The sequence below is a fragment of the Neobacillus drentensis NBRC 102427 genome (assembly GCF_001591445.1).
Taxonomy (GTDB): Bacteria; Bacillota; Bacilli; order Bacillales; family Cytobacillaceae; genus Neobacillus; species Neobacillus drentensis.
The window spans coordinates 21,030-47,959 of record NZ_BCUX01000037.1; the positions used below are offsets into that span (position 1 = coordinate 21,030).

The 26,930-nt window shown below is 42.7% G+C and carries 28 protein-coding genes and 1 pseudogene; 18 read left to right on the forward strand and 11 right to left on the reverse strand.

Annotated elements, in window-relative coordinates; genetic code table 11:
* Positions 1-40: 40 nt before the first annotated feature.
* The 3 genes from ybaK to BDR01S_RS17225 all read left to right on the forward strand — a co-directional run bounded on the left by ybaK (position 41) and on the right by BDR01S_RS17225 (position 2,235).
* Positions 41-517: a Cys-tRNA(Pro) deacylase gene (gene ybaK, locus BDR01S_RS17215; protein ID WP_066248882.1), complete on the forward strand. Its 477-nt coding sequence runs from the start codon at positions 41-43 to the stop codon at positions 515-517.
* Positions 518-673: 156 nt separating this feature from the next.
* Positions 674-1,777 carry a PRK06851 family protein gene (locus BDR01S_RS17220; RefSeq protein WP_066248880.1) on the forward strand — a complete coding sequence of 368 codons (1,104 nt, stop codon included), beginning with the start codon at positions 674-676 and terminating at the stop codon, positions 1,775-1,777.
* A gap of 224 nt (positions 1,778-2,001) precedes the next feature.
* Complete coding sequence (locus BDR01S_RS17225) at positions 2,002-2,235, forward strand: hypothetical protein (RefSeq protein WP_066248877.1); 234 nt, start codon at positions 2,002-2,004, stop codon at positions 2,233-2,235.
* 36 nt (positions 2,236-2,271) lie between these two features.
* Here BDR01S_RS17225 and BDR01S_RS25850 read toward each other — a convergent pair whose 3' ends face one another.
* Positions 2,272-2,427 (reverse strand): hypothetical protein, encoded by a 156-nt coding sequence (locus BDR01S_RS25850; protein ID WP_169801457.1) that lies wholly within the window; start codon positions 2,425-2,427, stop codon positions 2,272-2,274.
* Positions 2,428-2,567: 140 nt separating this feature from the next.
* Here BDR01S_RS25850 and BDR01S_RS17230 point away from each other — a divergent pair, with 140 nt between their 5' ends.
* Positions 2,568-3,236 carry a DNA alkylation repair protein gene (locus BDR01S_RS17230; protein WP_066259526.1) on the forward strand — a complete coding sequence of 223 codons (669 nt, stop codon included), beginning with the start codon at positions 2,568-2,570 and terminating at the stop codon, positions 3,234-3,236.
* A gap of 71 nt (positions 3,237-3,307) precedes the next feature.
* Complete coding sequence (locus BDR01S_RS17235) at positions 3,308-4,162, forward strand: Cof-type HAD-IIB family hydrolase (protein ID WP_066248875.1); 855 nt, start codon at positions 3,308-3,310, stop codon at positions 4,160-4,162.
* Between the two features lie 304 nt (positions 4,163-4,466).
* Here BDR01S_RS17235 and BDR01S_RS17240 read toward each other — a convergent pair whose 3' ends face one another.
* The 7 genes from BDR01S_RS17240 to BDR01S_RS17270 all read right to left on the reverse strand — a co-directional run bounded on the left by BDR01S_RS17240 (position 4,467) and on the right by BDR01S_RS17270 (position 11,126).
* Positions 4,467-5,369, reverse strand: coding sequence for a FixH family protein (locus tag BDR01S_RS17240; protein ID WP_066248872.1), 903 nt, complete (start codon positions 5,367-5,369; stop codon positions 4,467-4,469).
* Complete coding sequence (locus tag BDR01S_RS17245) at positions 5,366-6,043, reverse strand: ABC transporter ATP-binding protein (protein WP_066248869.1); 678 nt, start codon at positions 6,041-6,043, stop codon at positions 5,366-5,368. The genes BDR01S_RS17240 and BDR01S_RS17245 overlap by 4 nt, the downstream gene beginning before the upstream one ends.
* The gene (locus BDR01S_RS17250; protein WP_066248867.1) at positions 6,040-6,837 is read right to left on the reverse strand and encodes an ABC transporter permease; all 798 of its coding nucleotides are present in this window, start codon (positions 6,835-6,837) and stop codon (positions 6,040-6,042) included. Before BDR01S_RS17250 ends, BDR01S_RS17245 begins: the two co-directional genes overlap by 4 nt.
* Positions 6,801-8,141, reverse strand: a complete 1,341-nt coding sequence (nosD, locus tag BDR01S_RS17255) for a nitrous oxide reductase family maturation protein NosD (RefSeq protein ID WP_066248863.1) — start codon at positions 8,139-8,141, stop codon at positions 6,801-6,803. The genes BDR01S_RS17250 and nosD overlap by 37 nt, the downstream gene beginning before the upstream one ends.
* Positions 8,142-8,711: a hypothetical protein gene (locus BDR01S_RS25445; protein ID WP_066248860.1), complete on the reverse strand. Its 570-nt coding sequence runs from the start codon at positions 8,709-8,711 to the stop codon at positions 8,142-8,144.
* Positions 8,712-8,789: 78 nt separating this feature from the next.
* Positions 8,790-10,655, reverse strand: coding sequence for a Sec-dependent nitrous-oxide reductase (gene nosZ, locus BDR01S_RS17265; RefSeq protein ID WP_066248858.1), 1,866 nt, complete (start codon positions 10,653-10,655; stop codon positions 8,790-8,792).
* A gap of 18 nt (positions 10,656-10,673) precedes the next feature.
* Positions 10,674-11,126 (reverse strand): cytochrome C, encoded by a 453-nt coding sequence (locus tag BDR01S_RS17270; RefSeq protein WP_066248855.1) that lies wholly within the window; start codon positions 11,124-11,126, stop codon positions 10,674-10,676.
* Positions 11,127-11,368: 242 nt separating this feature from the next.
* Between BDR01S_RS17270 and BDR01S_RS17275 the strand changes: the two genes are divergently transcribed.
* Positions 11,369-12,118, forward strand: a complete 750-nt coding sequence (locus BDR01S_RS17275; RefSeq protein ID WP_235846597.1) for a Crp/Fnr family transcriptional regulator — start codon at positions 11,369-11,371, stop codon at positions 12,116-12,118.
* Between the two features lie 261 nt (positions 12,119-12,379).
* On the opposite strand, the gene bshB2 is transcribed toward BDR01S_RS17275, so the two are convergent.
* From bshB2 to pdxK, 3 genes are all read right to left on the reverse strand, one after another.
* A complete protein-coding gene (gene bshB2, locus BDR01S_RS17280) occupies positions 12,380-13,051 on the reverse strand; it encodes a bacillithiol biosynthesis deacetylase BshB2 (RefSeq protein WP_066248853.1) in 672 nt (223 codons plus the stop codon).
* Between the two features lie 28 nt (positions 13,052-13,079).
* Positions 13,080-13,427: a YojF family protein gene (locus tag BDR01S_RS17285; RefSeq protein ID WP_066248850.1), complete on the reverse strand. Its 348-nt coding sequence runs from the start codon at positions 13,425-13,427 to the stop codon at positions 13,080-13,082.
* A 201-nt stretch (positions 13,428-13,628) separates the two neighbouring features.
* Complete coding sequence (gene pdxK / locus BDR01S_RS17290; RefSeq protein ID WP_066248848.1) at positions 13,629-14,471, reverse strand: pyridoxine/pyridoxal/pyridoxamine kinase; 843 nt, start codon at positions 14,469-14,471, stop codon at positions 13,629-13,631.
* A 512-nt stretch (positions 14,472-14,983) separates the two neighbouring features.
* On the opposite strand from pdxK, the gene fdhD reads away from it, so the two are divergent.
* From fdhD to BDR01S_RS17350, 12 genes and pseudogenes are all read left to right on the forward strand, one after another.
* The gene (gene fdhD / locus BDR01S_RS17295; RefSeq protein WP_066248846.1) at positions 14,984-15,760 is read left to right on the forward strand and encodes a formate dehydrogenase accessory sulfurtransferase FdhD; all 777 of its coding nucleotides are present in this window, start codon (positions 14,984-14,986) and stop codon (positions 15,758-15,760) included.
* 90 nt (positions 15,761-15,850) lie between these two features.
* On the forward strand, positions 15,851-16,423 hold the full coding sequence (locus BDR01S_RS26810) for a twin-arginine translocation signal domain-containing protein (RefSeq protein ID WP_066248841.1): 573 nt from the start codon (positions 15,851-15,853) through the stop codon (positions 16,421-16,423).
* Positions 16,424-16,435: 12 nt separating this feature from the next.
* Positions 16,436-18,838 (forward strand): annotated as a pseudogene (fdnG, locus tag BDR01S_RS17305) (formate dehydrogenase-N subunit alpha); the annotation flags it as partial.
* A complete protein-coding gene (locus tag BDR01S_RS17310) occupies positions 18,838-19,668 on the forward strand; it encodes a 4Fe-4S dicluster domain-containing protein (protein ID WP_066248829.1) in 831 nt (276 codons plus the stop codon). The pseudogene fdnG and the gene BDR01S_RS17310, both read left to right, overlap by 1 nt.
* Positions 19,661-20,380, forward strand: a complete 720-nt coding sequence (locus tag BDR01S_RS17315) for a formate dehydrogenase subunit gamma (RefSeq protein WP_066248827.1) — start codon at positions 19,661-19,663, stop codon at positions 20,378-20,380. Before BDR01S_RS17310 ends, BDR01S_RS17315 begins: the two co-directional genes overlap by 8 nt.
* 92 nt (positions 20,381-20,472) lie before the next feature.
* Positions 20,473-21,303, forward strand: a complete 831-nt coding sequence (locus BDR01S_RS17320; protein WP_235846598.1) for a formate dehydrogenase accessory protein FdhE — start codon at positions 20,473-20,475, stop codon at positions 21,301-21,303.
* A gap of 15 nt (positions 21,304-21,318) precedes the next feature.
* Entirely contained in the window at positions 21,319-21,933 is a 615-nt protein-coding gene (gene mobA, locus BDR01S_RS17325; protein WP_066248821.1) for a molybdenum cofactor guanylyltransferase, read from the forward strand.
* Positions 21,934-21,939: 6 nt separating this feature from the next.
* Positions 21,940-23,172, forward strand: a complete 1,233-nt coding sequence (locus BDR01S_RS17330) for a molybdopterin molybdotransferase MoeA (protein ID WP_066248817.1) — start codon at positions 21,940-21,942, stop codon at positions 23,170-23,172.
* A gap of 13 nt (positions 23,173-23,185) precedes the next feature.
* Complete coding sequence (locus BDR01S_RS17335; protein ID WP_066248815.1) at positions 23,186-25,120, forward strand: molybdopterin biosynthesis protein; 1,935 nt, start codon at positions 23,186-23,188, stop codon at positions 25,118-25,120.
* A gap of 5 nt (positions 25,121-25,125) precedes the next feature.
* Positions 25,126-25,590: a molybdenum cofactor biosynthesis protein MoaE gene (locus BDR01S_RS17340; protein ID WP_066248812.1), complete on the forward strand. Its 465-nt coding sequence runs from the start codon at positions 25,126-25,128 to the stop codon at positions 25,588-25,590.
* A complete protein-coding gene (gene moaD / locus BDR01S_RS17345; protein WP_066248809.1) occupies positions 25,583-25,816 on the forward strand; it encodes a molybdopterin converting factor subunit 1 in 234 nt (77 codons plus the stop codon). Before BDR01S_RS17340 ends, moaD begins: the two co-directional genes overlap by 8 nt.
* 4 nt (positions 25,817-25,820) lie before the next feature.
* Positions 25,821-26,840 carry a thiazole biosynthesis adenylyltransferase ThiF gene (locus BDR01S_RS17350; protein ID WP_066248806.1) on the forward strand — a complete coding sequence of 340 codons (1,020 nt, stop codon included), beginning with the start codon at positions 25,821-25,823 and terminating at the stop codon, positions 26,838-26,840.
* Positions 26,841-26,930 lie beyond the last annotated feature (90 nt).

Consider the following 26,930-nt stretch of genomic DNA (forward strand, 5'->3'; position numbering starts at 1 on the left):
CTGGAACGTAACTTTCAATGTCAGGGAGGGAATTTGGAAAGTGGCACAGGTTAAAACGAACGCAATGCGGATTTTGGATGCAAAAAAAATTCACTATGAAATGCTTACATACGAGAATAAAGATGGGAAAATTGATGGAGTTTCTGTGGCGGAGAAAATCGGCAAGGACCCAAAGGAAGTCTATAAAACGCTGGTTGCACAGGGCGCAAGTAAGAATGTATTGGTCTTTGTGATTCCTGTTACTGAGGAATTGGATTTGAAAAAGGCAGCCAAAGCAGCAGGTGAAAAGAATATTGAAATGCTTCCGGTAAAGGATATTCAGAAATGGACGGGTTATATCCGCGGCGGCTGTTCGCCAATTGGCATGAAAAAGGATTATAAGACGTTTATTGATGAAAGCAGTAAGTTACTCGAATCCATTATTGTAAGCGGCGGAAAAATTGGAGTGCAAATGGTATTAGACCCTGTTCAATTAACGGAGGTCACAAAAGCTGACATTGTCCCGATTATTAAGTAAGTTTTTTTCCCTAGGCACTCACCTATGGGCGGCAATCGCATAAGATAGGGTGAAATTAATATTGCGATTTGTCACTTTAAAAGCGGAAGCGCCTGTTTAGCGAAGTCCACTAGACGCATGGCGCTGGAGCTGGATAGAAAAAGGGAGTGTTGATAGGTGGCAGGGAAAATTAAAAATTACTTTGCAGGCGGTAATACAGCGAGAGGCTTTCATAATTTATATGATACTAATCTGCAAGGACTTGACCGATTATTTATTTTAAAAGGCGGCCCGGGAACAGGGAAGTCTTCATTAATGAAAAAAATTGGTAATGAATGGCTGGAAAAAGGATATGATATAGAATTTTTACATTGTTCTTCCGATAACAATTCTATTGATGGTGTGTTGATTCCAGCGTTAAGGGTGGGCATCGTTGATGGAACCGCTCCGCATGTGATTGAACCTATTGCACCCGGGGCAATCGACGAATATATTAACCTTGGGGAAGCCTGGGATGCCCGTGCACTGGCGATTCATAAAAACACGATCCTCAAGTTATCCAACCAAATTATTAAAACCTTTCATAAAGCCTATGATACTTATAAAGAAGCGCTGGATATTCACGATGATTGGGAAAAGATTTATATTAACAGCATGGACTTTAAGAAAGCCGATCAATTAACCAACAAATTAATTGACAGCTTTTTTGGAAAAATGAAGCTCAGTAAAAAATCAGATATCCGCCACCGCTTTTTAGGGGCAGCCACACCAAAAGGAGCGGTCGATTTTGTCCCGAATCTAACGGAAGAGATTTCAAAACGCTACTTCATTAAAGGGCGCCCGGGCTCCGGGAAATCCACGATGCTGAAGAAGCTTGCGGCAGCGGCCGAAGTTAGAGGGGTCGATGCAGAAGTGTATCATTGCGGCTTTGACCCGAATAGTCTTGATATGGTTATTTTCAGGGAGCTGGGGATTGCTATCTTTGACAGTACCGCTCCGCATGAATATTTCCCGAGCAGAGATGGCGATGAAATCATTGATATGTACGAATTACTGATTGCTCCAGGAACCGATGAAATTTTTGAAGATATCATTAATAAAATCTCAACGAATTATAAAAATAAGATGGTTGAGGCCACCTCATATTTGGCGAAGGCAAAGGAACTGCATGATGAATTAGAGGAAATCTATATCGCCGCCATGGACTTTTCAGTCGTTGAACGGATCCAAAGTAAGATTGCTGAGGAGATTAGGGAACTTGCAGCGAGTAAAGTAGAATAACAAAACAAAACTTTTGCATATCATCAATCGCTGGGTATCGCTGGCGTGGATACCACTGGGAATATTACGGAATGGATTTAAACCGAATCCGTTCATTTAGTTGTCAATAATAAGAAAGAGCTGTCCTAAATGGGGCAGTTTTTTCATTTTAATGAAAAAAGTAGCTAATAAAGAATGCATTGGGGCAACATAAGATTATACTTTGAAAAAAAGGAGCGCGAATAATGGGAAAAGATACGAATTCAGCCAATGAAACGGTCGAAGCAAACATTAAGATTAACACTCAGCTTGAAGATGGGAAGGTCCATGCATCTACAGAGAGAAGTTCTGAAGCAGAAAGTGCAAACCTCCAAATGCAGGATCAATTTAGAGGTGAGAATGAACAGCCTTCTGAAAATGTTTCGGGTGCATTTATTTATAACCCAGCAATAAAATTTAATCCTGAAAATAAAGACTAAAAAATCGACTTTCAAATGAGAAAGTCGATTTTTTTATTAAGGGTTTGGATTAGTTTTACTACTCTGCCCCTTGTTGCGTTTATTGCCTTTACTGTTATCACCGCTGACAAACTCGGCGGCGAATTCAGACTCGGCATTCCCGGCCTGCGGGGAGTTTTGATTCTTGCTGCCTTTATTGTATTTCTTCGTCAATAGGGATCCCTCCTTGTCTACTAGTGGTTAGTTTGACACAGGAAAACTTGTTTATTCGGAAAAAATGAAGGATATATTGAAAAATAAGTGAATTACATTTGTATGAGTGGAGCAGAGCGTTTTTGAAAGGGTTGAATGGAATGTCATCTAATATTGATCTGTTAACACATTTGTTTGAAGAAAACCGTAATGAAGCAAATGCCGGACCGATGAAGAAATATATGAAAGACCACTTTCCTTTCTTGGGGATTAAGAAACCACAGCGAAGTGAACTGGAAAAGCAATTTTTTCAAGAAACAGCCTTTTTAAAAGAGTCATTTAACCATGAATTCATTCGAGAGCTTTGGGCGAAGAAAGAACGGGAATATCAATACACGGCCTTGGTTTATATGGAAAAATCACTGAAAAAGCTTGAGAAAGCGGATTTACCCTTTATGGAAGAGCTGATCACAACGAAGTCATGGTGGGATACGGTCGATGCGATTGCACCCAAGCCGGTTGGGACAATTGCTGAGAAGTTCCCTGATGTGGTGTCAGGCACCATCGATGGCTGGGCCATTAATGAAAATCTCTGGCTGCGCAGAGCGGCACTGCTTTTTCAATTAAAATATAAAGGGAAAACGAATGAAGAGCTGCTCTATCACTACATAAGGCAAAATGCGGACAGCAAGGAATTTTTTATCCAAAAAGCGATTGGCTGGGTGCTGCGCGAATATTCAAAGACTAATCCCACTTCCGTGAAGTCGTTTATCGAAGGAACACGGTTGGCACCATTAAGTGTTCGAGAGGGAAGTAAGTATTTAGCTTGAGCATCAGGGAGATAATGTTTTGGTAATCATGTTAGAATGGCAATAATGAAAATGGATTGAGGGTGGACAACATGATTAAATGTATCGCATCAGATATGGATGGAACATTATTGAATTCCAATCAATTAATCAGCGAGGAAAATAAGAAAGCAATCGTAAAGGCACAAGCGCAAGGAATTGAATTCGTTGTGGCAACCGGCAGGTCGTATCAGGAGGCAACTTATGTCTTAGCTCAGGCTGGCTTAACCTGCCCGGTTATTTGTGCGAATGGCGCGGAGGTTCGCTCTAAGGAAGGAGCAGTTCTTTCAGCAACACCCATCAGTAAACAAATGGCAAGAGAGGTAGCAGCGAGACTTGCGGAAAAGGATGTTTATTTCGAAGTTTACACCAATCAGGGGGCTTTCACGATCGATCCGGACAAGGCCGTGTCGATTCTCGTTGATATTGTTATGAGTGCTAACCCTGAAGTGAATCGTGAGGAGATTACTGAGGCAGCAGGGGCACGAATTCGTGAGGGGTTAATCCACTCGATTGAAGATTATGAACTGCTTTTTGCCGATGAAGACTATCAGATTTATAAATTACTGGCCTTCTCTTTTGATGCAGACAGGCTAGCGTCTGCAAACCGGTCACTATCTGAACTAGAAGGACTTGTCGTGTCAACGTCAGGCCATGATAACTTGGAAATTACCAATGAGCAGGCTCAAAAGGGGATTGCACTGGAATCCTTTGTGACGTTGAGAGGGATTGATTTAGCGGAAACAATGGCGATTGGTGATAATTATAATGATGTTTCGATGCTTGAAAAAGCCGGAAGAGCGGTTGCCATGGGGAACGCTGATCATTATATTAAATCTCTTTGCGATGTCATTACCGACACTAATGAAGAAAGCGGCGTAGCGAAGGCTATTCATGAGGTTCTTTAAGGAACTGTAGCAAGTATCGCGTGCTATGACAAGATTTGTGATTGAAAACTGTGATTCGCCAATAGAATCTTGAAATTCGCCAATAGAATTCAAAAATTCGCCAATAGAACCTCGAAATTCGCTGATAGAATCCAAAAATTCGCTGATAGATCCTCCTAATTCGCTCGTTGAAGGAAGATCATTACAATTAGTAAAAAATTTAAAGAGATTGGAGCTTCCAATCTCTTTTTGGTGTGCAAATCATAATATTAATTACAATAAGACTAAGATTTTGCCGGTGATTTTATGTTTTTGTCCTGTTTTCTTACAATATCTCAATCTTCAAGGAATTAACCTGGGAGACAAGGAGTTCTTCGTATTCTTTTTGGGCTTGGAAGTAGATTTCTTGTTCACCCGCTTTAGGGTTTTCTTTTTTAACTTTGTTGATTAAGTCCATTTGAACCTTCTGGGACATGACAATCATTTGATACTGCTGTTTTTCCGTGGCCCAGAACTTTTCTTCTCCGTATTCGTTAATCAGCTTTTTAGCGGGTTCATATTGGTTATATTGTTCACGTGCTTTGAGAAGGGCTGCATCCACTTCCGTCTCCGTTGCTTTATGGCCTTTTTCACTCGACAGTAACGCTATCGCACGGAGACGAATGATTTGCGTTAATAATTGATTTTTATCCTCGATGGTCTTTTCCTGTGACTCTAAATAGGCTAGTTCTTCCTCTAACTGCTTACCTGTGTATTTTTTCTTAGCGCCCTCACGGTTGATCTCAAGCTGTAACTTGTTAATCAGTTTATAGAAGCTGACATCCTCATTGGTAATCCAGTCACCATTAATCTTGGCGACACCTTCTGGCTTGGTAACATTCATCTCGATGATTTTCTCAGTCTTTTTCCCGTATTTTTCTAACGTAAACGCTGCCTCATATTTGCCGCCCATCGGCAGATTTACTTGTCCGGAGTAAGTGCCATTCTTTCCTTCCTCAAGATTCACATCGTAGCTGCCATGATCCATTTTGGTCATCGACAATTGGGCCGACACATCGAGTCCTTTAACAGCCTTTTTATTTTCCGTTACTTTTATTTCAAAAGGCATGGCTGTGTCCTTGACGAAATAAAGGTCTTTCGTCACAGTTACTTTATAGTCAGGGGCGGAAGCGCACCCCGTAAGTAAAGCGATCAGCAATAGTATGCCAAGCGTTATCCGTATCTTCATGAACTGATTCCTCCTAAATCATGAGTTTGTAAAAAGTCCTCTACAGTATACTTTTCCATTCTTCCATTGTCCAAATAGGCGACATGCGTACATATCTGTTTAATTTCATCGAGATGATGGGAGGATAGCAGAATGGTTTTATCATGCAGCGAACCAAGCACCTCCAAAATTTCTTTTCTGCCGAGCGGGTCGATACCGCTTGTTGGTTCATCCAAGATGAGCAGGCTTGAATCTTGATATAGGGTGATTGCTAAACCGAGACGCTGCAGCATCCCTTTCGAATATTGCTTGACTTGGACGGTGCGGTCATCCCACAAACTGACCGAGCGAAGAACCTGCTCGATCCGTTCCAAATTAGCAGCCTTGGATACCGCTTCTGCAAAAAATGTCATATTTTCAAGACCAGTCAGCATCGGATAAAGCATGAATTTTTCCGGCAGGTAGGCGATACTTCTTTTCCACTCCTCATTTTTCTTGTTTACAGCAATCCCGTTAATCAAGATTTCCCCTTGCTTTACAGGAAGTAATCCAAGAAGACTATTGATAAACGTTGATTTTCCGGCCCCATTACGGCCGACAAGGGCACATATCTCATTTGAGTTAATGTCTAGATTGATTGAATCTAAGACGTTTTTTTTCCCAAACGACTGGTTTAAGTTTGTCACTTTAATCATTCGTAGCCCTCCTTACGGTTGAAAACAATTGCTGTGAAAAATGAAATGACAAGCCAGAACAAGAGATTCCCAATTAAAAAGAATACTGGTTTCGTCCACATAAATGCTTGTAAGAGTCTCGACATATGGCCGAAGGAATATACCCCTGTGCCCGTTTCTAGGAACATGCGAACCGCCTGAAGCGGATTTAAAAAGTAGACTGAAGAGAATAGTTTCACATTTTCATGTGTGACATCAGGCAAGAACGACAGCAAGATAAAATCATGTAAGAAGAAAAAGTAGAACCAGACAAAAATCGTAAACCCTAAAATTTGCATCCTTGAGCGGCTAATACTGCCGATTGCCGCCCCCATTTGCAGAAAGACGAGACTCATGCAAACGATCGCTGCTATAAAGATGAAGTAGCCTTTGATATCGAGTTGGAAATTAAATTTTAGCAGTAATAAATAGATGAAAAACCAAGTAATCAGCGGGACAAGGACGACTGCATAAAGCCCAAGGCTTTTTTTTATCAAAAAGCTGCCAAAATGGTCTGTCTTCGTCAGCAGCATGATCAAGGTCTTCTGTTCCTTTTCCTGAAAAATTGAGAACGCTCCGATAAATAAACATAGAATCGGAATAAAATAGATAATCGTATCAAATAAATTGATTAAGAGCACATAAAAGCCTTTATCAAATGAAAGGACTGAGGAACGAAATAAAATCGCAATTGAAATCAGAACAATAATGCTTAAACTTAGCCAAAGTCCTTTTCCTCTTATATTTTCCTTCCATTCCTTCCAAATGTAATGCATAGTAGGTGTCTCCCTTTTATTAAAATACCCACAATTATTAAGCTGACAATAAGGAAAATTGCGTCCGTATGCGTTCCTTTTGATGAGGTTAGTGGGTGTGGGTCATGAAACATGACGGCTTCCTTTGTTAGTGCGGCGTTCATTTTTTCATAAATCTTCAGTGCTGGACTTTTTAGAAATAAATAGGATAATTCTTGATCTTCAATTAATTGATATAAAGAAGAATGATAGGTTATTGGAAAATCCCCAATCTGGTCTTGGTTTAAATCGGTGATCGGGAACGCGCTGCCCCAGTCATTCCCTTTGCCATTCTTGCTCCAGGAATTATTCTCACTATTGCCGCCAAGAGTTACAGCAGGAATCGTATTTTCATAAATTTGGTTTAAGGTGAAAGTCTGCTCATTGGAACTCGCCCACAGTTCTATCCCGATTTGGTTTTGAGCGATTATGTTGTGGCGAAATTCGTTTCTTGTCGCTTGATCAATATACATACCACGTTGGTTCATGTAAAAGGTATTATTGGCAATTAGATTGTCATTCGCTTGCAGCAGTAACAAGCCAAAGGATTGGTTGCCGTAGTTGACGATAAATTGATTATCCTCGAGCTTCAAATGGTTCGAGTTCATAATCGCGGCGCCGCCGGTATTCATCGTAAAGGTATTTTTCTTAAAAATATTTTCATCGGAATACATGTAATGCAGTCCATATCTTGTCTGGCTGATATTGTTTTCATAGCTGTGATTGTTGTTGGCATATTCGAAGAACATTCCGTCCCGGGTGCCTTCGATCGTGTTTTTTTCAAGCAGATTATTATTGGCATAATAAACGTGAATTCCATTTCCCTGCTCAGCAATTTTGCCTTTACCCATTCCCTTAATATCGTTGAAACGAATCTTATTTTTGTGAGCCTGGCTTAAATATATGCCGTGAAAGGAGTCACGGATGTAAATGTGTTCGACGATATTGTTGTTGGTATAAATTTTGATGGCTGCATATTCCTCAGCAGAGTTCCGGTTCATACTTCCGTGCGTTACCGTTAGATGACTCAACTTCACATGCGGGGCCTTGATAGAAATGACATTCCCGGTACCGTCACCTTTGATCACGGTCTTTTTTGAGCCAATAATCGTCAGCGGTTTGTTGATGACAATGTTGCCCTGATAGGTTTTATTTTCAAGCTGAAGGACCGCCCCCTCTTTCAGGCTGTCGATGGTTGTTTGTAAGTTTTCGGCTGCCAGCTTTTTCTCAGGACTCATCAGCAGAAATAGAGAAAAAATGAAAGATAAGAGCGTAAGTTTTTTCATTTACTTTCGATCCTTCCATAAAGGAATTAAGAGCAGGATAAACGCAGCGATGACCAAATAGGTTCCCAAGCCAAGCAGGCTGTCAGTTTGAAAGTTTGCCACTGTATTATGCCCTAGTATAGGCGGAACAAATGGATCCATCTTAATCGGTGCATGAGGATCTAAATTAGTGCCGAATTTTTTCAGTGCATGCATCAGGTCGAAGACACCAAGTCCGCCGCCAATTACAAATAGACCGATTAAACCGTATAGAACTGACTTTTTCCGTAAAAGGGCTGTTAATAAAGTTATTGAAGCTAATCCACCCACTAAATAAGGTAAATATGATAATTCAGGGAAGTTTTTTTCGCTAAAATTCGCCATCCCGATATAGTGATTTAAACCATTAACAATATCAATTTCACCTGCAAGCTTATTAGGATAAACAATGATATTTAAGCCTTCTGGATATTGCGGAGCCACAAAGACCATTTTCCACCATGGGAAAAAGAGTGAGATAACTATTAAAATACTTGCAGCAACTAGTATTAATGAAGAAACTATCGATAATTTTTTTGTTTGACTCTTCATGTTAAACATCGCCTTTATCATGATATCTTCTTAAAACGGAGAAGGGTATCAATTACTAGAATTGATACCCATCAACGTTTATTGCTTTGGTTTGACTAGGAAGTAGCCGTTCATTTCTTGGTGTAGTGCTGAACAGAAGTTTGTACAATAAAGTGGATAGGTTCCTGCTTTATTCGCAACAAATTCCATTGTGTTGGTTTGACCAGGCTGAACTTCCATGTTTAAGTTATAGCTGTTGATGGCAAATCCATGGGTAATATCCTCATCGAAATCAATATTCGTCAGATGAATGGTGACGTGATCACCTTCATTCACTTCAATCACGTCTGGACGTTTTGCTTTAGCATCAAAGATGAATTTCGAACGCATCGCGATTCCGTATACATCAACCTTGTTACCATTGCGGACGATTTTCGTATCGCTCTGCTTGTATACTGCTTCCTTGTTCTTTGGATCCTTCGGATAGACATTAATGGTTTTGATCTTATCCGCTTTAATCATTTGTGCATAGTGCGGTTCAGGATCTACTGGTGACGATTGAATTACCTTCATCTTCCCGCTGATATCAATTAATTGCATCGATTCAGGATGGGATGGGCCAACAGATAAGTAGCTGTCTTTAGCAATCTTGTTTAAAGCAATAATCCATTTTCCATCTGGTGCAACTGTATCGCCTTCGGCGGCAACAGAGTGTCCCGGAGAATATTGAACAGGTACACGGTCTAAGGTTTCACCTGTTTTTGGATTCCATTTCACGATTTCAGAAGAAATGAACATTGTTGTATAGGCCATGCCTTTGTCATCAAATTGAGTGTGAAGCGGTCCTAAAGCATTTTCAGGGTTAACTTCTCGTTCCATGACTGATTTGTAATTAAGGATTGGAATCCCGTTACGTTCTCCAGCGAAGTCTTTGTTTTTAACAGCTTCAAAGGCTTTTTCAAACGAGAACACAGTCATTGTTGGAGCAAGTTTGCCGGAAGCAATAAATTGCTTACCATCTGGTGTTACGTCGACACCATGTGGAGATTTAGCAACCGGAATTAAATAAATGCCACCCTTTTGTTTTTCAGGGTAAATCATTTTTTGACCGCCAACATTTTCGTACTTGCCTTCCTTAACCATCTTCGCAAGCTCTTTCCAGTTGAAAAGAACGATGTAGTCACGGTCAGCTTGTGATGCATTGATTTCCAAGTTTGTTGTAGCTTCCTCAGTATTGTAGGTTGTCATAACAGCCCAATCAGCTGAACTCTTTTTACCAGCATCAGAAAGGTCATAGGACCATGGTGGAAGAGCCACTTGATAGGCAATACCTAGCTTTTGATTCTTTTCATTGAAGGTTACAGCCGACATAACGCCGCGGTACTGATCGCTAAAGTTGTCGAGTGATTCATATTTTTGGCCAACCGGTACTGCAAACCGAGTCGGTAAGAACATGTACTCTGTGTTTTCTGTTACGAATGCTGCACAGTGTGGGCCGGCAGTGTTTGGAACCTGAATGATATCTTTTGTTGTAAATGTTTTTAGGTCGACAACAGCTGCACGGCTGTTCCCTACATCCGTAGCAAACATGTATTTACCATCATAGTCGCCCTTCGTTTCAGAGAAGGCGGGATGGTGAAGGTCTCCCCATGTATAGTCGCCCATCATTTTTTTGGAATGCTCATCGAAACCGTATCCTGTTGCAGAATCTTGAGAGAATACAGGAATCGTTCTAATTTTCCGCATCGACGGAACCCCGTAAATAAACATTTGACCAGAGTGACCGCCTGAGGCAAACAGGTAATAATCATCTTTTTGACCGAATGGAACATATACCTTTTCTGCATCACTCTTTGTGGTGGAAGCAGCTTCGGTATTCGTCTTTGCTGAGAAATCAGCAAATGAGATGGTTGCTGCAACAAACCCGGCTAAGAGACCCGATGCAATCGGAATCCATTTTTTCATTTAATTACACCACCTTTTTTATTTTTCAGAAGCTTGTTTAAGTAGGTCTAACACTTGTGTGCGTTCTTCATCAGTTAATGGATTTTTGCCGATAACGCCTGACATCACGGCGGAAGTAGGCGCTTTCAGGAATTCCTCGATCGGCTTGCCATGCTTTCCTTCTACGTTAACAAACGCTTGTGAAAGGTCTGGTCCAACGGCTCCACCCTTAATATTTAAGGCTTCAACACTGTGACAGCCAAGGCAGCCCTTCTTGTTTAGGATGTTGTCCTCACTAGCTGAAACGGTTGTAGCATCCTTTGCATCCGTACCTTCTTCATTGGCAGCAGCTGTTTCTGTCTTTTCTGTTGTTGCTGTTTGTGCTACTTGAGGCTGCTTACCAGAATCCCCCATGATTACATCAAACACTAAGTAGCCAAGTCCAAAGCCAAGTATTGCACAGACCACAAAACTAATAATGGCTTTATTCATGTTTTCCCCTCCCTTTTATATATAATGAACACCTTCATCCTAAACGCTGTAAAGGGAGAAAAGTGTGATATACTTCACTCCTTTTTGTGGAATTTTGAACGTTGTGTGAATATAATTGTTGCAATTGGCTTTATAAAATTGAACATTTTGTGAATTACGTCACTACTTTGTTAGCGGGAGTTGTTTACAATAGATGGTAAGTAGTCAGCAAAAGGAAACTTGTTAAAAGGGTGGTGAAAAGGTTGAATCAAGTCGATTGTTTAAAAGAACCGAATCTAGAAGTCTATCATGGCGCAAACGCAGTCCAAACAGATTTACTACGGAAAATTGTTATTTTTAAGGATTTATCGTCCAAGTCGTTATCTATTATTGAAAAAAGGATTCAAACATTGGACGTAAAGAAGGGCGAACGGATTATTAACGAGGCAGAGGCGGCCAAAGGGGTTTATTTCATTTATTCAGGAGCGGTCAAGCTGACGAAGCAGGATGAAAATGGCAATGAAATCATTGTTTGTGTGAAGCAAAAAGGGGATGTGTTCGCAGAGGCCTGTTTGTTTTCAAAGAAGACAGAATACTACCCAGCAACCGCAACCATGCTCCAGGACGGAAGGGTCCTCTTTTTAGATAAGTTGGAACTAGAGCGGGATTTATACAACTATCCGGAGTTGTCGATGCAAATGATTAGTTATATGAGTGACGCCTTACGGGAGATGACTTCACAATTACGGGACGTGGCCTTGCTTGATGTTTATGCAAAGACCGTGAAAACGTTAGAACGGCTCGGAAATAAATTTAATACGGGACTTAACCGATGGGATATTGAGATTCCTTTGACCATTCAAGAATTTGCAACCGTCGTCGGAGCGACAAGAGAAAGCGTAAGCCGTGTCTTTTCTAAATTAAAAAAGGATGGCATCATCGACATGAAATCACGGAAGATCATCATCCTTGATTGGTGCACGCTATGTACGCTGCTGCACCGGGAATATTAAAGATAAGAATGAAAAAATGGCGGAACGGGCATTATAGGCCCTCTATGGTTACCGTTCGGCTAGAAAAAATGGTGGAAAGGGCATCATAGGCCCTCTATGGTTACCGTTAAGCCAGAAAAAAGGGAGAAAAGGGCATCATAGGCCCTCTATGGCTACCGTTAAGCCAGAAAAAAGGGAGAAAAGGGCATCATACGGGGCTAAGGGTACGATAACAGAATTAGAACACTGAAAAAAGCCCTTCAATACGAAGGGCTTTTGAGTTTACTTATTAAATGTATATGTCCAAAACCGTTCGTTGTTAATCCACTTCATCACTTGCGGATCTTGCTCTTTCAACTTCTCCTCCATGCCAATAAACATCTGCTCTGTTTGCGACCGGTGAGCTTGGATGGCAGCAAGCTTTATTTCTGTAACGGGGCTAATATCATTGAGGATGTCCGGTTCCCCAATCTCGTCTACACAATTATTCGAGAAGGCAACGCAGTGTAAGGTTGGCCGCACGTCCGCAGGCATTTTCTCAACCGCCCGCACGACCGCCGCACCGGTGGCATCGTGGTCAGGGTGGACAGAATAGCCCGGATAAAACGTGATAATAAGCGAAGGGTTAACTTCCTCAATCACTTCTAACATTTTGTTGGCTAGCTTCTCTTCATCTTCAAATTCAATCGTTTTATCACGGTATCCCAGCATGCGCAGATCTTGAATGCCCAACACCCGAGCTGCTTCCTTCAATTCTTCTTTTCTAATTTTCGGGAGGTTCTCGCGATTAGTAAACGGGGGATTCCCCATGTTGCGTCCCATTTCACCTAAGGTTAAACAGGCATAGGTAACCGGGGTGCCGTTTTTCACATGGGTCGCAATCGTCCCAGACACACCAAATGCCTCATCATCAGGGTGAGGAAAAACGACCAAAACGCTTCGTTCTTTTTCCATAAATCATTCTCCTTCCGGCCTTGCCGTATTATTCAAAAGGGGTGCTGGAAATTTCCAAGGCAACCGCTAGTTTTCCGGCATTATCGTGACCGGCTAAGAGCAGGTGATTGTCTTCATCCATTTCGTAATGGGTAATTCCTTCTGCATAAATCCAGCCAAGGTTGATCTTCAAACCAACACGAAACGGGCCATTCCCTGTTATTTTTCCTAATTCATAACGGACGAGTGCATTGCGGATGAATGCTCCAGCGGAAAAAAATGATTGATCATTATGTGATGCATAGGCACCGTTCGTCGTTTCAAGGTGGATGTAAACATCCTTATTGGCAAAGCTGTTAATCGCAGCCTGTGCGGCTTTCATATCAATAGGTTCCAAAGTGCAACCTCCTTTCCCTCCATAATTAGAATGATTAGGTCTAATGTCTATTTTAATTAATAATGTAACTATCATACTAAAATTAGGTAAAAAATGCGAAATCCTTGCTTGACTGGTGCCTGACACCATGAAATGACAGCATGAAATTGACATCAAAAATAAGAAATAGCCGATCCAATGACCGGCTATTTTCTCTATTCTTTATTCCACACAATCCTCGCAGTACTCGGTTTTAGATAGGCCGCTGCGGTAGGCACCGTGCCAGGTTGGACCGACATATTCGTTTAGGCGGAAGCCTTGCTCAATGGCTGCTGTTATAAATTCTTTTGCGACATCGACTGCATCATAAACAGATTTCCCTTTTGCTAATTCAGCGGTTATCGCTGAGGAGTAGGTACAGCCTGCACCGTGCGTGTAGGTGGTCGCGAATTTTTCAGATTCGTAAAGCATAAAGTCCTTTCCATCATAGAGCAGGTCGACTGCCTTTTCTTCGGATTGAAGCTTGCCGCCGCCTTTAATCAACACGAATTTTGCCCCTTGCTCGTGGATTTTCACCGCGGCTTCCTTCATTTCCGCAACCGTGCGAGGCGTCTTCATACCTGCCAGCTGTCCTGCTTCAAACAGATTAGGTGTAACCACTAAAGCACGCGGCAACAGAAACTCACGCATGGCATCGGTTGTTTCCGGATTTAGGACTTCATCTTCCCCTTTACAAACCATAACCGGGTCAATGACGACACGCTCGAGTTTATTTTCATCGATTTTTCGTGCGGCTAACTCGATGATTTCAACCGTACCAAGCATGCCTGTTTTCATTGCATCAATACCAACCGAAAGGACGGTATCAAGTTGTGTTTCAAGGGTATCCACTGCGATTGGAAATACACTATGGTGCCAGCTGTTTTTCGGATCCATCGTAACAATGGATGTCAGTGCCGTCATCCCATAGACGCCAAGCTCCTGGAATGTTTTTAAATCTGCTTGAATTCCCGCCCCGCCGCTTGTATCAGAGCCAGCAATCGTCATTACTTTTTTAATCGTCATATGTCTTCCTCCTTCGTATCTAAAAACCTCTTACTTATTATAGAACATTTTTATAAATTTAACAGAAATCTAGGAGGACACGACTTGGAAATTGGTTTTGGAAGCAATAGTTGACAATAAAATGACAAATGCTTCTTTTCTACTATTAACATGCATTTATAGTGATAAATGTTACTTTCCAATCAAAAAGCTGGCAGTAAGATATTTACAAAAGGAAGTGTAATGAGGAAACATTGGTGCTGAAATCGCTTTCGAACGCGAGGTTAATCACATAGCAAACGTGACAAACTAACCAGTTCATAAAATTGTCGAAAGAACGACACAAACATGAAATAGAATCGACAAAGTCCTGTCATCTATATGCAGAGATTTGTAATCGATTTAAAAAGAATCAGAAATTCTTTTTTAAAAGGATAAACGCCTTTCGCAAAGTGACAAATGTCGCTGAGTTCACTAGGTTAAAATTCTTACAATGATTAAATGTTGAAGTTTCCTAAAGAGGAGGGAAAACAATGCACAGTAAAGGTTGTCCCGATGAATATCCTATTTCCTTACTTATTAACGGCTACGAAATTGCCGTTTTTCAACTGACAAAGTACAACTTAGACGATTGGACCTATGGATATTTATTTTCTGAAGGATTTATTCAGTCCTCAAATGATATTGAGTCGATTGTAATCAATGAAGAACTAAGCACCATCAACGTTTCGCTCCGCTCAGAATTTGACGAGGAGCAATTTTTTTCAAAAAAGAAGCATTACACCGCAGGCTGTGGCCGTGGCGTAACTTTTTTTTCGATGACAGATGTGAAGGAGTTTGAAAGAGTAACATCTGAAAAAAACTATCAATTAAGTTATCTATTAAAAAAGAGAAGCGAGTTCGCCCAGAATTCAGAACTTTATCTTGAAACTGGCGGTATGCATGGTGCCTGTATTGTTGATGAGTACGGCGCAATGACCATCCGTGAAGATATTGGCAGACACAATGCTGTAGATAAAATAATTGGTTACGCTATCAAAAATCACCTGCAGCCCGATCGGTTAATTTTACTAACAACCGGCAGGGTTTCATATGAAATGCTCTCTAAAGCAGCGAAATTTGGATTTCCTGTGATAGGTTCACGTACAGCGGCTACCAAGCAGGCAGTACAGCTGGCGAAATACTTAAATATTGAAGTGATTGGCTATTTGAGAGGGAAAATGGCAACGATTTATACTTCAGCTGGCAGAGTCGAAAACGATGTAAACGGGGAGTCCAGTTTCCAGAGAATCATTGAAGGGGGGAATTAGCAACACCATTCAATGGCCAGTAAGAAAGATGCAATAGAAAGAGGAATATAGGGATATTCTAAATTAGTTTATGGGAAGGAGAATGAGATGATGGTTGAATTGAACCTGAATCGTCGGCAATTTTTAAAGCTGTCAGGTGCTACCGCTGCTACCTTAGCAGTTGTTGAGCTTGGTTTTAATGAGAAAAAGGCCTATGCGAACGCAAAGAATTTTAAAATTGCCAAAGCTACTGTAACACCAACCGTTTGCTGCTTTTGCGGTGTAGGATGTGGGATCCTCGTACATACCAAAAACAACACTGTGGTTTATACGGAAGGGGATCCCGATAACCCGATTAACGAAGGTAAGCTATGCAGTAAAGGAACGACATTAAGACAGCTTTACACATCAGAAAAACGTATGACCAAACCGCTTTACCGTGCCCCAGGCAGCACTGAATGGGAGGAAAAAGAGTGGGAATGGATGCTTGACACGATTGCCAAGCGTACAAAAGAAACAAGAGATGCTTCATTTGTTGTAAAAGAAAACGGACTAACCGTAAACAAGACTGAAAAAATTGCCAGCCTTGGCGGCGCGGCACTTGATAACGAAGAAACCTATTTAGTGTCAAAATTAATGAGAGGGCTTGGTGTCACCTACTTAGAGCACCAGGCACGAATATGACATAGTTCGACGGTTGCCGGTCTGGCACCTTCATTTGGTCGTGGCGCAATGACAAACCATTGGAACGACTTACAACATACGGATTGTGCACTTATTATGGGCGCAAATCCTGCGGAAAACCATCCAATCAGCTTTAGATGGTTGACAAAAGCGAAAGAAAACGGCGGAAAAATTATCAGTGTTGACCCAAGGTATACACGTACCTCTGCGGTATCTGATATTTATGCTCCACTGCGTTCTGGAACAGATATTGCCTTCATGGGCGGTATGATTAAATATGCAATCGACAACAATCTTTTCCATAAAGATTATGTTGTTAACTATACAAATGCTTCCTTTATTGTGGCAGACGGCTTTGATTTTAATGATGGTCTGTTCTCAGGATATGATGAAGCAACACGTACGTATGATAATACCAAATGGACAATTGCAACAAATGAAGATGGAACCCCGAAAAAAGATCCATCGTTACAAAATCCAAAATCTGTCTTCCAATTAATGAAGAAGCACTATTCTCGTTATGATGTGGATACAGTATCAGGAGTGACTGGGACACCTAAAAAGGATTTATTAAAGGTGTATGAAGCTTTCTGTGCAACAAGTAAAGTGGGCAAAGCAGGAACGATTCTTTACGCAATGGGTACAACCCAGCATACAGTTGGTTCCCAAAATGTTCGTGCGTTCGCAATCATTCAGATGCTGTTAGGTAACATTGGTTTACCAGGCGGCGGGATCAATGCGATGCGCGGTGAATCAAACGTTCAAGGTTCGACAGACTTCGGCTTATTATGGGATAACCTCACAGGATACCTTGGGGCTCCTAAAGCAACCGTACCTGAGCATGCAACACTAGCAACCTATTTGGCAAAAGAAACACCTCCAACAGGTTTCTGGAGCAACAAACCAAAATTCGTTGTCAGCTTATTGAAGGCTTGGTACGGCAAAAATGCAACAAAGGATAACGAGTTCGGTTATCACTTCTTACCAAAAGGCAACAAAAACTACTCGCATATTAACTTATTTAAAGCAATGTATAACAATGAACTAGACGGTGCTTTCCTTTGGGGAACAAACCCAGTGGTCGGTGGACCAAATGCTGGTAAGGAGAAAGAGGCACTTGGAAATCTGAAATGGATGGTCGCTGTTGACCTTTGGGAAACAGAAACAGCCGCCTTCTGGAAAAAAGAAGCGGGCAGTGACCCATCGAAGATTAATACAGAGGTATTCCTGCTTCCGGCATCGGCTTCTTTTGAAAAAGAAGGAAGTATTTCCAACAGCTCGCGCTGGATGCAATATCGTTGGAAAGCGATTGACTCACGGGGAGAGGCACGACCAGACCTTGATATTATCCATGAATTGGCGCTAAAACTGAAAAAGCTATACGCTAATAGTCCAAAATCTGCGGATCAACCTTTCTTAGCACTTGATTGGAACTATGGCACCGGTGAAGTACCAGATATTGATGCAATTGCAAAAGAAATTAACGGATATGACTTAAAAACTGGGAAACTCTTACCAGGCATCGCTGCCCTATTAGATGATGGAACCACTTCCAGCGGAAACTGGATTTATTCCGGCTTCTATCCTGAAGAAGGAAAAAATCTATCGAAGCGCCGTGATAATAAAGATACAGGTAATGCCAACTTCCTTAACTGGTCGTTTGCTTGGCCGGCAAACCGTCGTATCCTTTACAACCGTGCTTCTGCTGATCCAAGCGGTAAGCCATGGAGCAAGGAAAAGGCCGTTATTTGGTGGGACGGGGCGGCGAAGTCATGGGTAGGTAATGATGTTCCAGACTTTAAAGCAATTCTTTCACCAAGTGAACCAGGCGGTACGGGTGCCTTCATGATGAATAAAGATGGCGTAGGATTATTGTTTGCCCCTACGATGAAGGATGGTCCATTCCCTGAACACTATGAACCGTTTGAAAGCCCAGCGAAAAATACGCTCTCATCGGTCGAATTGAATCCGGCAGTTGTCATTAATGATGGCGACTTTAATAAAAAAGGCTACAAGGTCGATTATCCGATTGTCGCAACCACTTACCGAGTTAGTGAGCACTGGCAATCCGGTTCGATGACCCGTAACCAAGAGTGGCTTTCTGAGATTGCCAGATATATGTTTGTAGAATTAAGTGAAGAACTAGCAAAAGAAAAAGGCATTAACAATAAAGACAAAATCATTGTTGAATCGGCACGTGGCAAAATCAAAGCCTATGCCATGGTAACAAAACGCTATAAACCATTTACAGTTAATGGTAAAAAGGTGCATCAAGTAGGGATGCCTTGGAACTTTGGATTTAAAGGATATGCAACAGGAGATATTGCCAACCGCCTGACTCCACATATTGGGGATGCCAACACAATGATTCCGGAATATAAAGCATTCCTTTGCGATATAAGGAGGGCTGACTAATGGCTGAATTTGTAAAATATGTTGACGTGACCAAGTGTGACGGCTGTAAGGCATGTATGGTTGCATGTAAAAACTGGAATGACCTGCCTGCTGAAGTAACAGAATTCCAAGGAAGTGTTCAGTCACACCCTAAGACTAGTGCTGATACCTGGAATGTGCTTCAGTATATTGAACATGAAAATGGCAAAGGCGATTTAGAATATCTTTTCCGCCACACTTCTTGTATGCATTGTAAAGAAGCTGCCTGTGAAAAGGTTTGCCCGGAAAATGCAATCAGTTATTCTAAATTCGGCACCGTTGTCATTGATCATGATAAGTGCGTAGGCTGCGGCTATTGCGTGGAAAACTGTCCATTCGAAGTCATTTCCCTAAAGACGTACAAAGATAAAAATGGCAAAGAATACAAAAAGTCACAAAAGTGCACGATGTGTACAGATCGTCTCGAAGAAGGCTTACAGCCTGCCTGCGTAACTACCTGTCACACCGATGCGATGCAGTTTGGTAAAAAAGATGAAATGCTGTCAAAAGCACAAGCACGTCTAGCTCAAATCAAAGACCGTTTCCCGAATGCCAATATTTATAATCCACAAGGCGTCGGCGGTACGCACACGATTTATGTGCTTGCAGAAAAACCGAGCGTTTATGGACTTCCAGAATCACCTAAGGTTCCAACATCTGCGGTTGTTTGGAAAGACTATGCACAGCCAATCGGAAAAGCGATGATCGGGGCAACTACGATGGCGGTTGTCGGTGCGTTTATCACTAACAGTATTATTAGTAAGAGAAGTAAAGATAATCATGACGAAGATGGAGGTGGCAGCCATGAGTAATTACCAGAAGCATCCTAAGGCAAATGAGCAAATTAGACGTTTTCCTAAGGCGTTTGTTTGGGCACATGCGATCAATGGTTTGGCATTCTTTGCCCTCTATATCACGGCTCTGCCAATGTATACCGAATTCTTTGACTGGCTTTATCCCGTCTTGGGCGGACCGGCAAATGCACGTCTTTTACACAGAATTTTTGCAGTAGTGTTTATTGCACCTACTTTCATCTTGCTGATTTTTAGTCCAAAGTTCTTTTTCCAGTGGATGAAAGAATTGGTCACATGGAAAAAGCGGGACCTGCAATTCTTCACTGAATTTGTTAAAGAATTATTTGGTTTTAACTTCAAGCATATTCGCCAAACCTTCTTTAATGCAGGGGAAAAAATTAACTCAGTGATCCAGATTTTCTGTGCGATTTTGGTTATTGCATCAGGATTCACGATGTGGTTTCCTGACTTCTTCCCAAGAGCACTTGTCCAATGGGGATATGTTCTGCATAACATCGGTTTCGGACTAGGAATTGCCGTTATCGTTGGGCACGTCTATCTATCTGTTGTTCATAAGCATTCCAGACCAGGATACTCTGGTGTGGTTACAGGAAAAGTACCTGCCTGGTGGGCTAAAGGGCACTATCCTGACTGGTATGATGAAGAAGTCAAAAAAGGTAACTTCCCTAATCTGGATGATCCTAAGCATAAGAAAAACAAAGGCGCTTAGAACACTGGTTCAAGCGAAGTAACGACCGTGGAAAATGTAATTTTATAAAAAAGGAATGGCTGTCGCTCTAAAGGCAGCCATTTCTTTACTACATGAAAGAGGTGCAGCAACATATGATAAAGTCAGTTGTTTCAAAAGAATATCAGGAACTTCAAAAAGAAATAGTTTTACTTCAAGATAAATGGAAGCAACAGATCAATCCCGAAACGATTAGACCAAACCTTGACAAAGCTGCTATGGAAGCTGGTGTGCCTGCTGCTGCATTATCGGCTATTGACTTTGAAATTTCCCTATATTTACAGTGGATAGAGGAAATAAATGCTATGCTAGTCATAAATAAACCTGAGCTGGAACCAAAGCTTGCAAGCATCATCAGCCTGCTAACCGAAGAGGTAGCCATCCGATGGATCGAAGAGGCTTTTTCATCCAACCATGTTTACTTTGTTAAGTTTGCAGAAGAAAACGGACTAGAAGAATGGATTCCACAATTCTTGGCTGAAACCGCACTCCGTCCTTATTTACAATTAACTGCAGAAAAAGTCCAAGACGAGATCACTCAAGCGATCCCGGGCGCAGGCTGCCCCGTTTGTGGAGAACCTGTTCGCTTAGCTTCATTGAATGAAGATGGAAGAAAGGTAATCCATTGCCCGCGCTGCCTTGCACATTGGAATGCTAAGCGCCTGGAATGTGCACACTGTGGCAATGAGGACCATAAAACCATCAACTTTATTACCATTGAAGGCGATGCTGTTTCGCAAATTCAAGTTTGCGAAGAGTGTAACGGCTATATTAAAATTATTGATACCAGACAATATATTGAAAAACCGTCTGCAGCCTTACTGGATTTAAACTCGATTCATTTGGATTTTGTTGCACAGGAAAATGGCTATAACGCGGTAGGTGTGAAAAAAGATACACATTAAGAAGGTGCTGAAAACATGAAGGCTGCGGCTATTATTTTATCAGGCGGGAAATCAAGCAGGATGGGCACCAATAAAGCCCTTTTAAAAATAAATGAGAAAACCAACATCGAGAGAATTGTCGATACGCTAAAGTTGTCCTTTAATGATATAATTCTTGTAACCAATCATCCTGAACAGTATACATTTTTAGGAGTGAAGATGGTCTCGGATGTTTATCCCGGTCAAGGACCGCTTGCAGGGGTCCATGCCGGCCTGAATTCTTCAAATCATGATAAAAATTTTATTGTCGCATGTGATATGCCATTTGTTTCAGTCGAACTTGCCGAGGTGCTTGTCCAAAAATGCGATGATTACGATGCCGTCATTCCCGTCATTCATGGAGTTCAGCACCCTTTATTTGCCGTCTTTGATAAGAAAGCGACGGATAAGGTCGTAAATAGTATTGAAGCGGGACGTCTTCGTATGAAACATCTGCTCGATCATTTAAATGTCCGTTATATAACGGAAAAGGACCTGCAGGGATACAGTAGTTTGGACTTAGAACGAGTCTTTTTTAATATGAATCGCCCAAACGAGTATGAAGACGCCAAAAGGTGGGCTGAAGCGGATGATTTACTAAGGGGGAAGTAAGGAATCATGCAATTTTTCAAAGTGAAAACAGTTGAAGAAACATTTGCCTTAATCGAGGAAAATATCCCGGCCATCAAGCAATCCGAAGTACGGGTGCTCGAAGAAGCGCTTCATTATATCTTAGCTGAACCAGTGATTGCAAAGGAAAATGTGCCGAGCTTTGATCGTTCAACTGTCGATGGTTATGCGGTTCGTGCCAAGGATACGTATGGTTCTTCTGAATCGATGCCAGGCTTCCTGACGGTTACAGGGGAAGTGAAAATGGGGGAGGTTCCAACGGCAAAAGCGGGCCCAGGTAAAGCGGTCTATGTGCCGACTGGCGGGATGCTTCCATCTGGAAGTGACAGCGTTATCATGATTGAGCACTGTGAAGAAGTCGATACACTGTTAAATACGTACAAGCAGATAGCCCCCGGGGAAAATGTGATTCGCGCCGGCGAAGATATTAGAGAAGGCGAAACGCTGCTTACAGCTGGCACAAAACTTCGTCCACAGGAGTTAGGGGCACTCGCTTCTTTAGGAGTGGCAACAGTAACGGTATTCCGCAAATTAAAAGTCGGTTACCTCTCATCAGGGGACGAAATCGTCCCATATCAAACTGAAACCTTAGCAGAAGGGCAAATTCGTGACATCAACTATTTAACCATTTCAGGATTAGCGAGCGAATGGAATGTCGATGTGCTTTATGGCGGCATTGTCCGCGATGATTTTGAAGAGTTTAAACAAAAGGCCCGTGAACTCTATCAACAGGTAGATTGTTTAATCCTTTCCGGCGGAAGCTCGGTCGGCGCAAAGGATTATACCACGGATGTCATCCAGTCTTTAGGTGACCCGGGTGTTTTTGTCCATGGTATTTCAATTAAGCCCGGGAAACCTACGATTCTAGCAATGGCGGGTGGGAAGCCCGTGATTGGACTGCCAGGTCATCCGGCCAGTGCGATGATTATCTTTAAACTGTTTGGCGAGCAAATTTTACGCAAGCTAAAGGGTGAGCGGATGGAACGGAAACTGGAGCGGGTGTTTGCAAGAATTACAAAAAATATCCCTTCCTCGCCTGGACGCTCTGATTATATCCGTGTCCGCTTGTTCGAAAAGGCGGGCGAATGGTGGGCGGAACCGATTATTGGCAAATCCGGCTTGATTACAACCTTAGTCAAGAGCGATGGAATTGTCGAGATCAGTTCAGAAAAAGAGGGAATTTCACAGGGAGATTACGTACCTGTGATTTCATCACGATAAAGGGGACCTAGCAATGAATTATAAAAACTTTAAGCGAAAAATTTATTTAGAAGATAAACCCCGAGCACAAGCTAGAGAAGAAATTCTCGCGGCTCATTCGCTGACCCCTGAAAAGGAAGAAATCGCAACAAGTACCTCCTTGGGCCGTGTAACAGCTGAACCTATCTTTGCACGGGTGTCCATGCCGCATTACCACGCGAGCGCGATGGATGGAATTGCCGTCGTTGCTGAAAGTACCTATCAAGCCCATGAGCAAAATCCACTTCGTTTGAAAAGAGGCGAAGAATTTAGTTATGTGGATACCGGGAATGCGATTCCTTCTCCTTTTAACGCCGTTATTATGATTGAGCATGTCGATGTTATTGATGAGGATACAATTGAAATTATCGAACCCGCAACCCCTTGGCAGCATATTCGTCCCATCGGCGAAGACGTTGTTCAAGAGGAAATGCTGTTTCCGCAAGGACATATCTTACGGCCGGCTGATCTCGGAGTGCTGTTAGCCGGACAGCAAACGGTTATTCCTGTTACCAAAAAGCCTGTGGTGACGATTATTCCCACAGGCAATGAGCTTGTGGATGCAGATGCAGCAGAACTTGCACCCGGAAAAATTATTGAATTTAATGGCTCCGTGTTTGCCGGCTTTATACAGGATTGGGGCGGAGAACCGGTGCTTCACCCGATTGTAAAAGATGAACCTGAAAAAATTAAAGAAGTCCTTTTAGAAGCAGCTGAGACCTCTGATATCATTGTTATCAATGCCGGCTCATCCGCAGGCTCGAAGGATTACACGGTCCACATTATCGGCGAAATCGGCGAGGTCTTTACCCATGGGGTCGCCGCACGGCCTGGAAAACCAGTTATTTTAGGAAAAATAAATGGCAAAATTGTGGTCGGTGTTCCAGGTTATCCGGTTTCGGCTTATTTGGCACTTGAATGGTTTGTCAGACCGCTGATCTGTAAGTATCTGCAAATCCCTGAACCAAAAAGGCAGACCGTAACCGTTAAGCTCGGGCGACGGATTGTCTCGTCGATGGGAGCTGAGGACTTTGTCCGTATGAACATCGGCTATGTCAATGGACAATTCGTTGCGAACCCGCTGACAAGAGCGGCAGGCGTGACAATGTCGTATGTCAGAGCAGACGGGATGCTAATCGTCCCAACCAACATTATTGGCTATGAACAAGGCGATCTCGCCGAAGTTGAATTGCTGCGCCCGCTTGAGGAAATTAAAAACGCGATCGTGTTTTGCGGGAGCCACGATTTGACGATTGATCTGTTGTCGTCCCGATTAAAGCGGGTACGAACAGACATGAAAATTGTCTCCTCCCATGTCGGCAGTATGGCCGGTATCATGGCAATTCGAAAAGGAGAGGCCCATGTAGCCGGGATTCATTTGCTTGATCCAAGTACAAAGGAATACAATCTTTCTTATATAAATAAATTTTTAGCGGGTCAAGACGTTATTCTTTATCCATTTTTAAAAAGAAAGCAAGGCTGGATCCTGCCAAAAGGCAATCCGCTTGGCATTGAAACAGCGGCTGATATAGCACGAGTCCACGCGAATTATGTCAACCGTCAAAAAGGCGCAGGAACCCGGATACTGTTTGATCTTTTATTGGAAGAAGGGTGCCTGACACCAGATGATATTACCGGTTATGACCGGGAAATGTTTTCACATTTAGCGGTAGCTGCGGAGGTAAACGGGGATGCGCACGGAGCGGGACTGGGGATATATCCTGCGGCGAAAGCAATGGACTTAGACTTTGTCCCTGTCGCGGATGAGGAATATGATTTGCTGATGACGAGAAGCTTTTATGAAAGTGAAAGCGGCAGACTGCTCATTAGCTTGATTCAATCGGCTGATTTCATAGCGCAGGTTGAAAAAATTGGCGGTTATCAAGTGATCGAAAATGCAAAGCCAAAGTGCTTGCTTAAAGAGGTGTAATCAAAATGATGTATCAAATCTCAAAAGAACCCATCGATATTCAAGCAGTCATTGATAAGGTTGTCCAGCGTGAAGCGGGTGCAATTACAACGTTTATTGGAACCGTCCGTGAATTAACGAAGGGGAAGAAAACGTTATTCTTAATCTATGAAGCGTATGAAGCGATGGCTGTGAAAAAGTTGGAGCAGATTGGCCAGGAAATTGAACAGCGCTGGGAAGGCTCATGCGTCGCCATCACCCATCGGGTTGGCCGCTTAGACATTACCGATGTAGCGGTAGTCATTGCCGTCTCAACGCCGCACCGTGCCGATGCCTACGATGCCAACCGTTATGCGATTGAACGGATTAAGGAAATCGTCCCAATCTGGAAGAAGGAACATTGGGAGGAGGGCGAAGCGTGGATGGGCAATCAGCTTGAAACGGTTGCCTATCCAAGCGGCAAGCCGGAGGAGAGTGACTTAAATGAATAAGATCCTATTTTTTGCTCATTTACGTGATGCGGTCGGAGAAGAATTTCTTTCGGTTGATGCCAGTGGAAAAACAGTGGCGGAATTAAAGGCGGAGTTATCTGCTAAATATAATCTGCCGAAAATGGATACGGTGATGACAGCAGTCAATGAAGAATTTGCCGCGAACGATGAAGTCATTCGTGATGGGGATGAAATTGCTTTTATTCCGCCAGTAAGCGGAGGATGATCTCATGAATGAGCGGTATTCACGGCAGGTCCTTTTTCCGGGGATCGGCAAAGAAGGACAAGTGAAAATTAGCAGCAAGCATGTGCTGATTATCGGTGCGGGGGCTTTAGGGTCAGGAAGTGCGGAAGTATTGACCCGGGCTGGCGTTGGCAGAATTACAATCATTGACCGCGATTATGTCGAGGCCAGCAACCTGCAGCGCCAGCAGCTCTATACAGAGGAAGATGTAGCAGAAAAGCTTCCGAAAGCGGCTGCGGCCGAAAAACGCTTGCTCGCGATCAATTCCGATGTTGAAGTGGTTTCGATCATCGGTGATGCTACTCCTCAGTTGCTGGAAGAACTGGTGGTGGGCGTCGATGTGATGATCGACGCAACAGATAACTTCGAAACGCGGATGGCGATGAATGATGTCTCCCAAAAATACAATGTTCCTTGGATTTATGGGGCCTGTGTTGGCAGCTTTGGGATGACGTTTTCGATCATTCCGGGGAAGACTCCATGTTTAAATTGTCTGCTGCGTTCCATTCCTCTTCAGGGGATGACCTGTGATACGGGTGGAATTATTTCCCCGGCTGTCCAAATGGTAATTGCCCATCAGACGGCGGAAGCATTAAAGATGCTAGTCGAGGATTGGGCCGCAGTGCGGACTTCCTTTGTCAGCTTTGATTTATGGAGAAACCAGTACACAAGCTTAAAGATGTCGAAGGCCAAGTTTGCCGGCTGTTTGTCATGCGGCAAGGAACGGACCTATCCCTATCTCGATCATGAAAATATGACAAAGACGACTGTGCTGTGCGGCCGCGATACGGTCCAAATCCGTCCCTCGTCAGTTGGTGAGATCTCATTGGAACGCCTCGCCGGTCAGCTTAGTTCGCTTGGTTATGTGGTCAAGGGCAATCCATATTTGCTGTCGGTCGAGATGGGCGAGGAACGGATGGTTATCTTTCAAGACGGGCGCGCCCTTATTCACGGAACCAAGGATTTGACCCATGCGAAGTCGATTTACCAGCGGATCTTAGGATAAATGCGGGTCGCTAGAAGCTGTATTTAGACAAAAAAGTAACCCGTACCTATTTTGGTACGGGTTTATTTTGGGATTACAAGGATTTTTGGA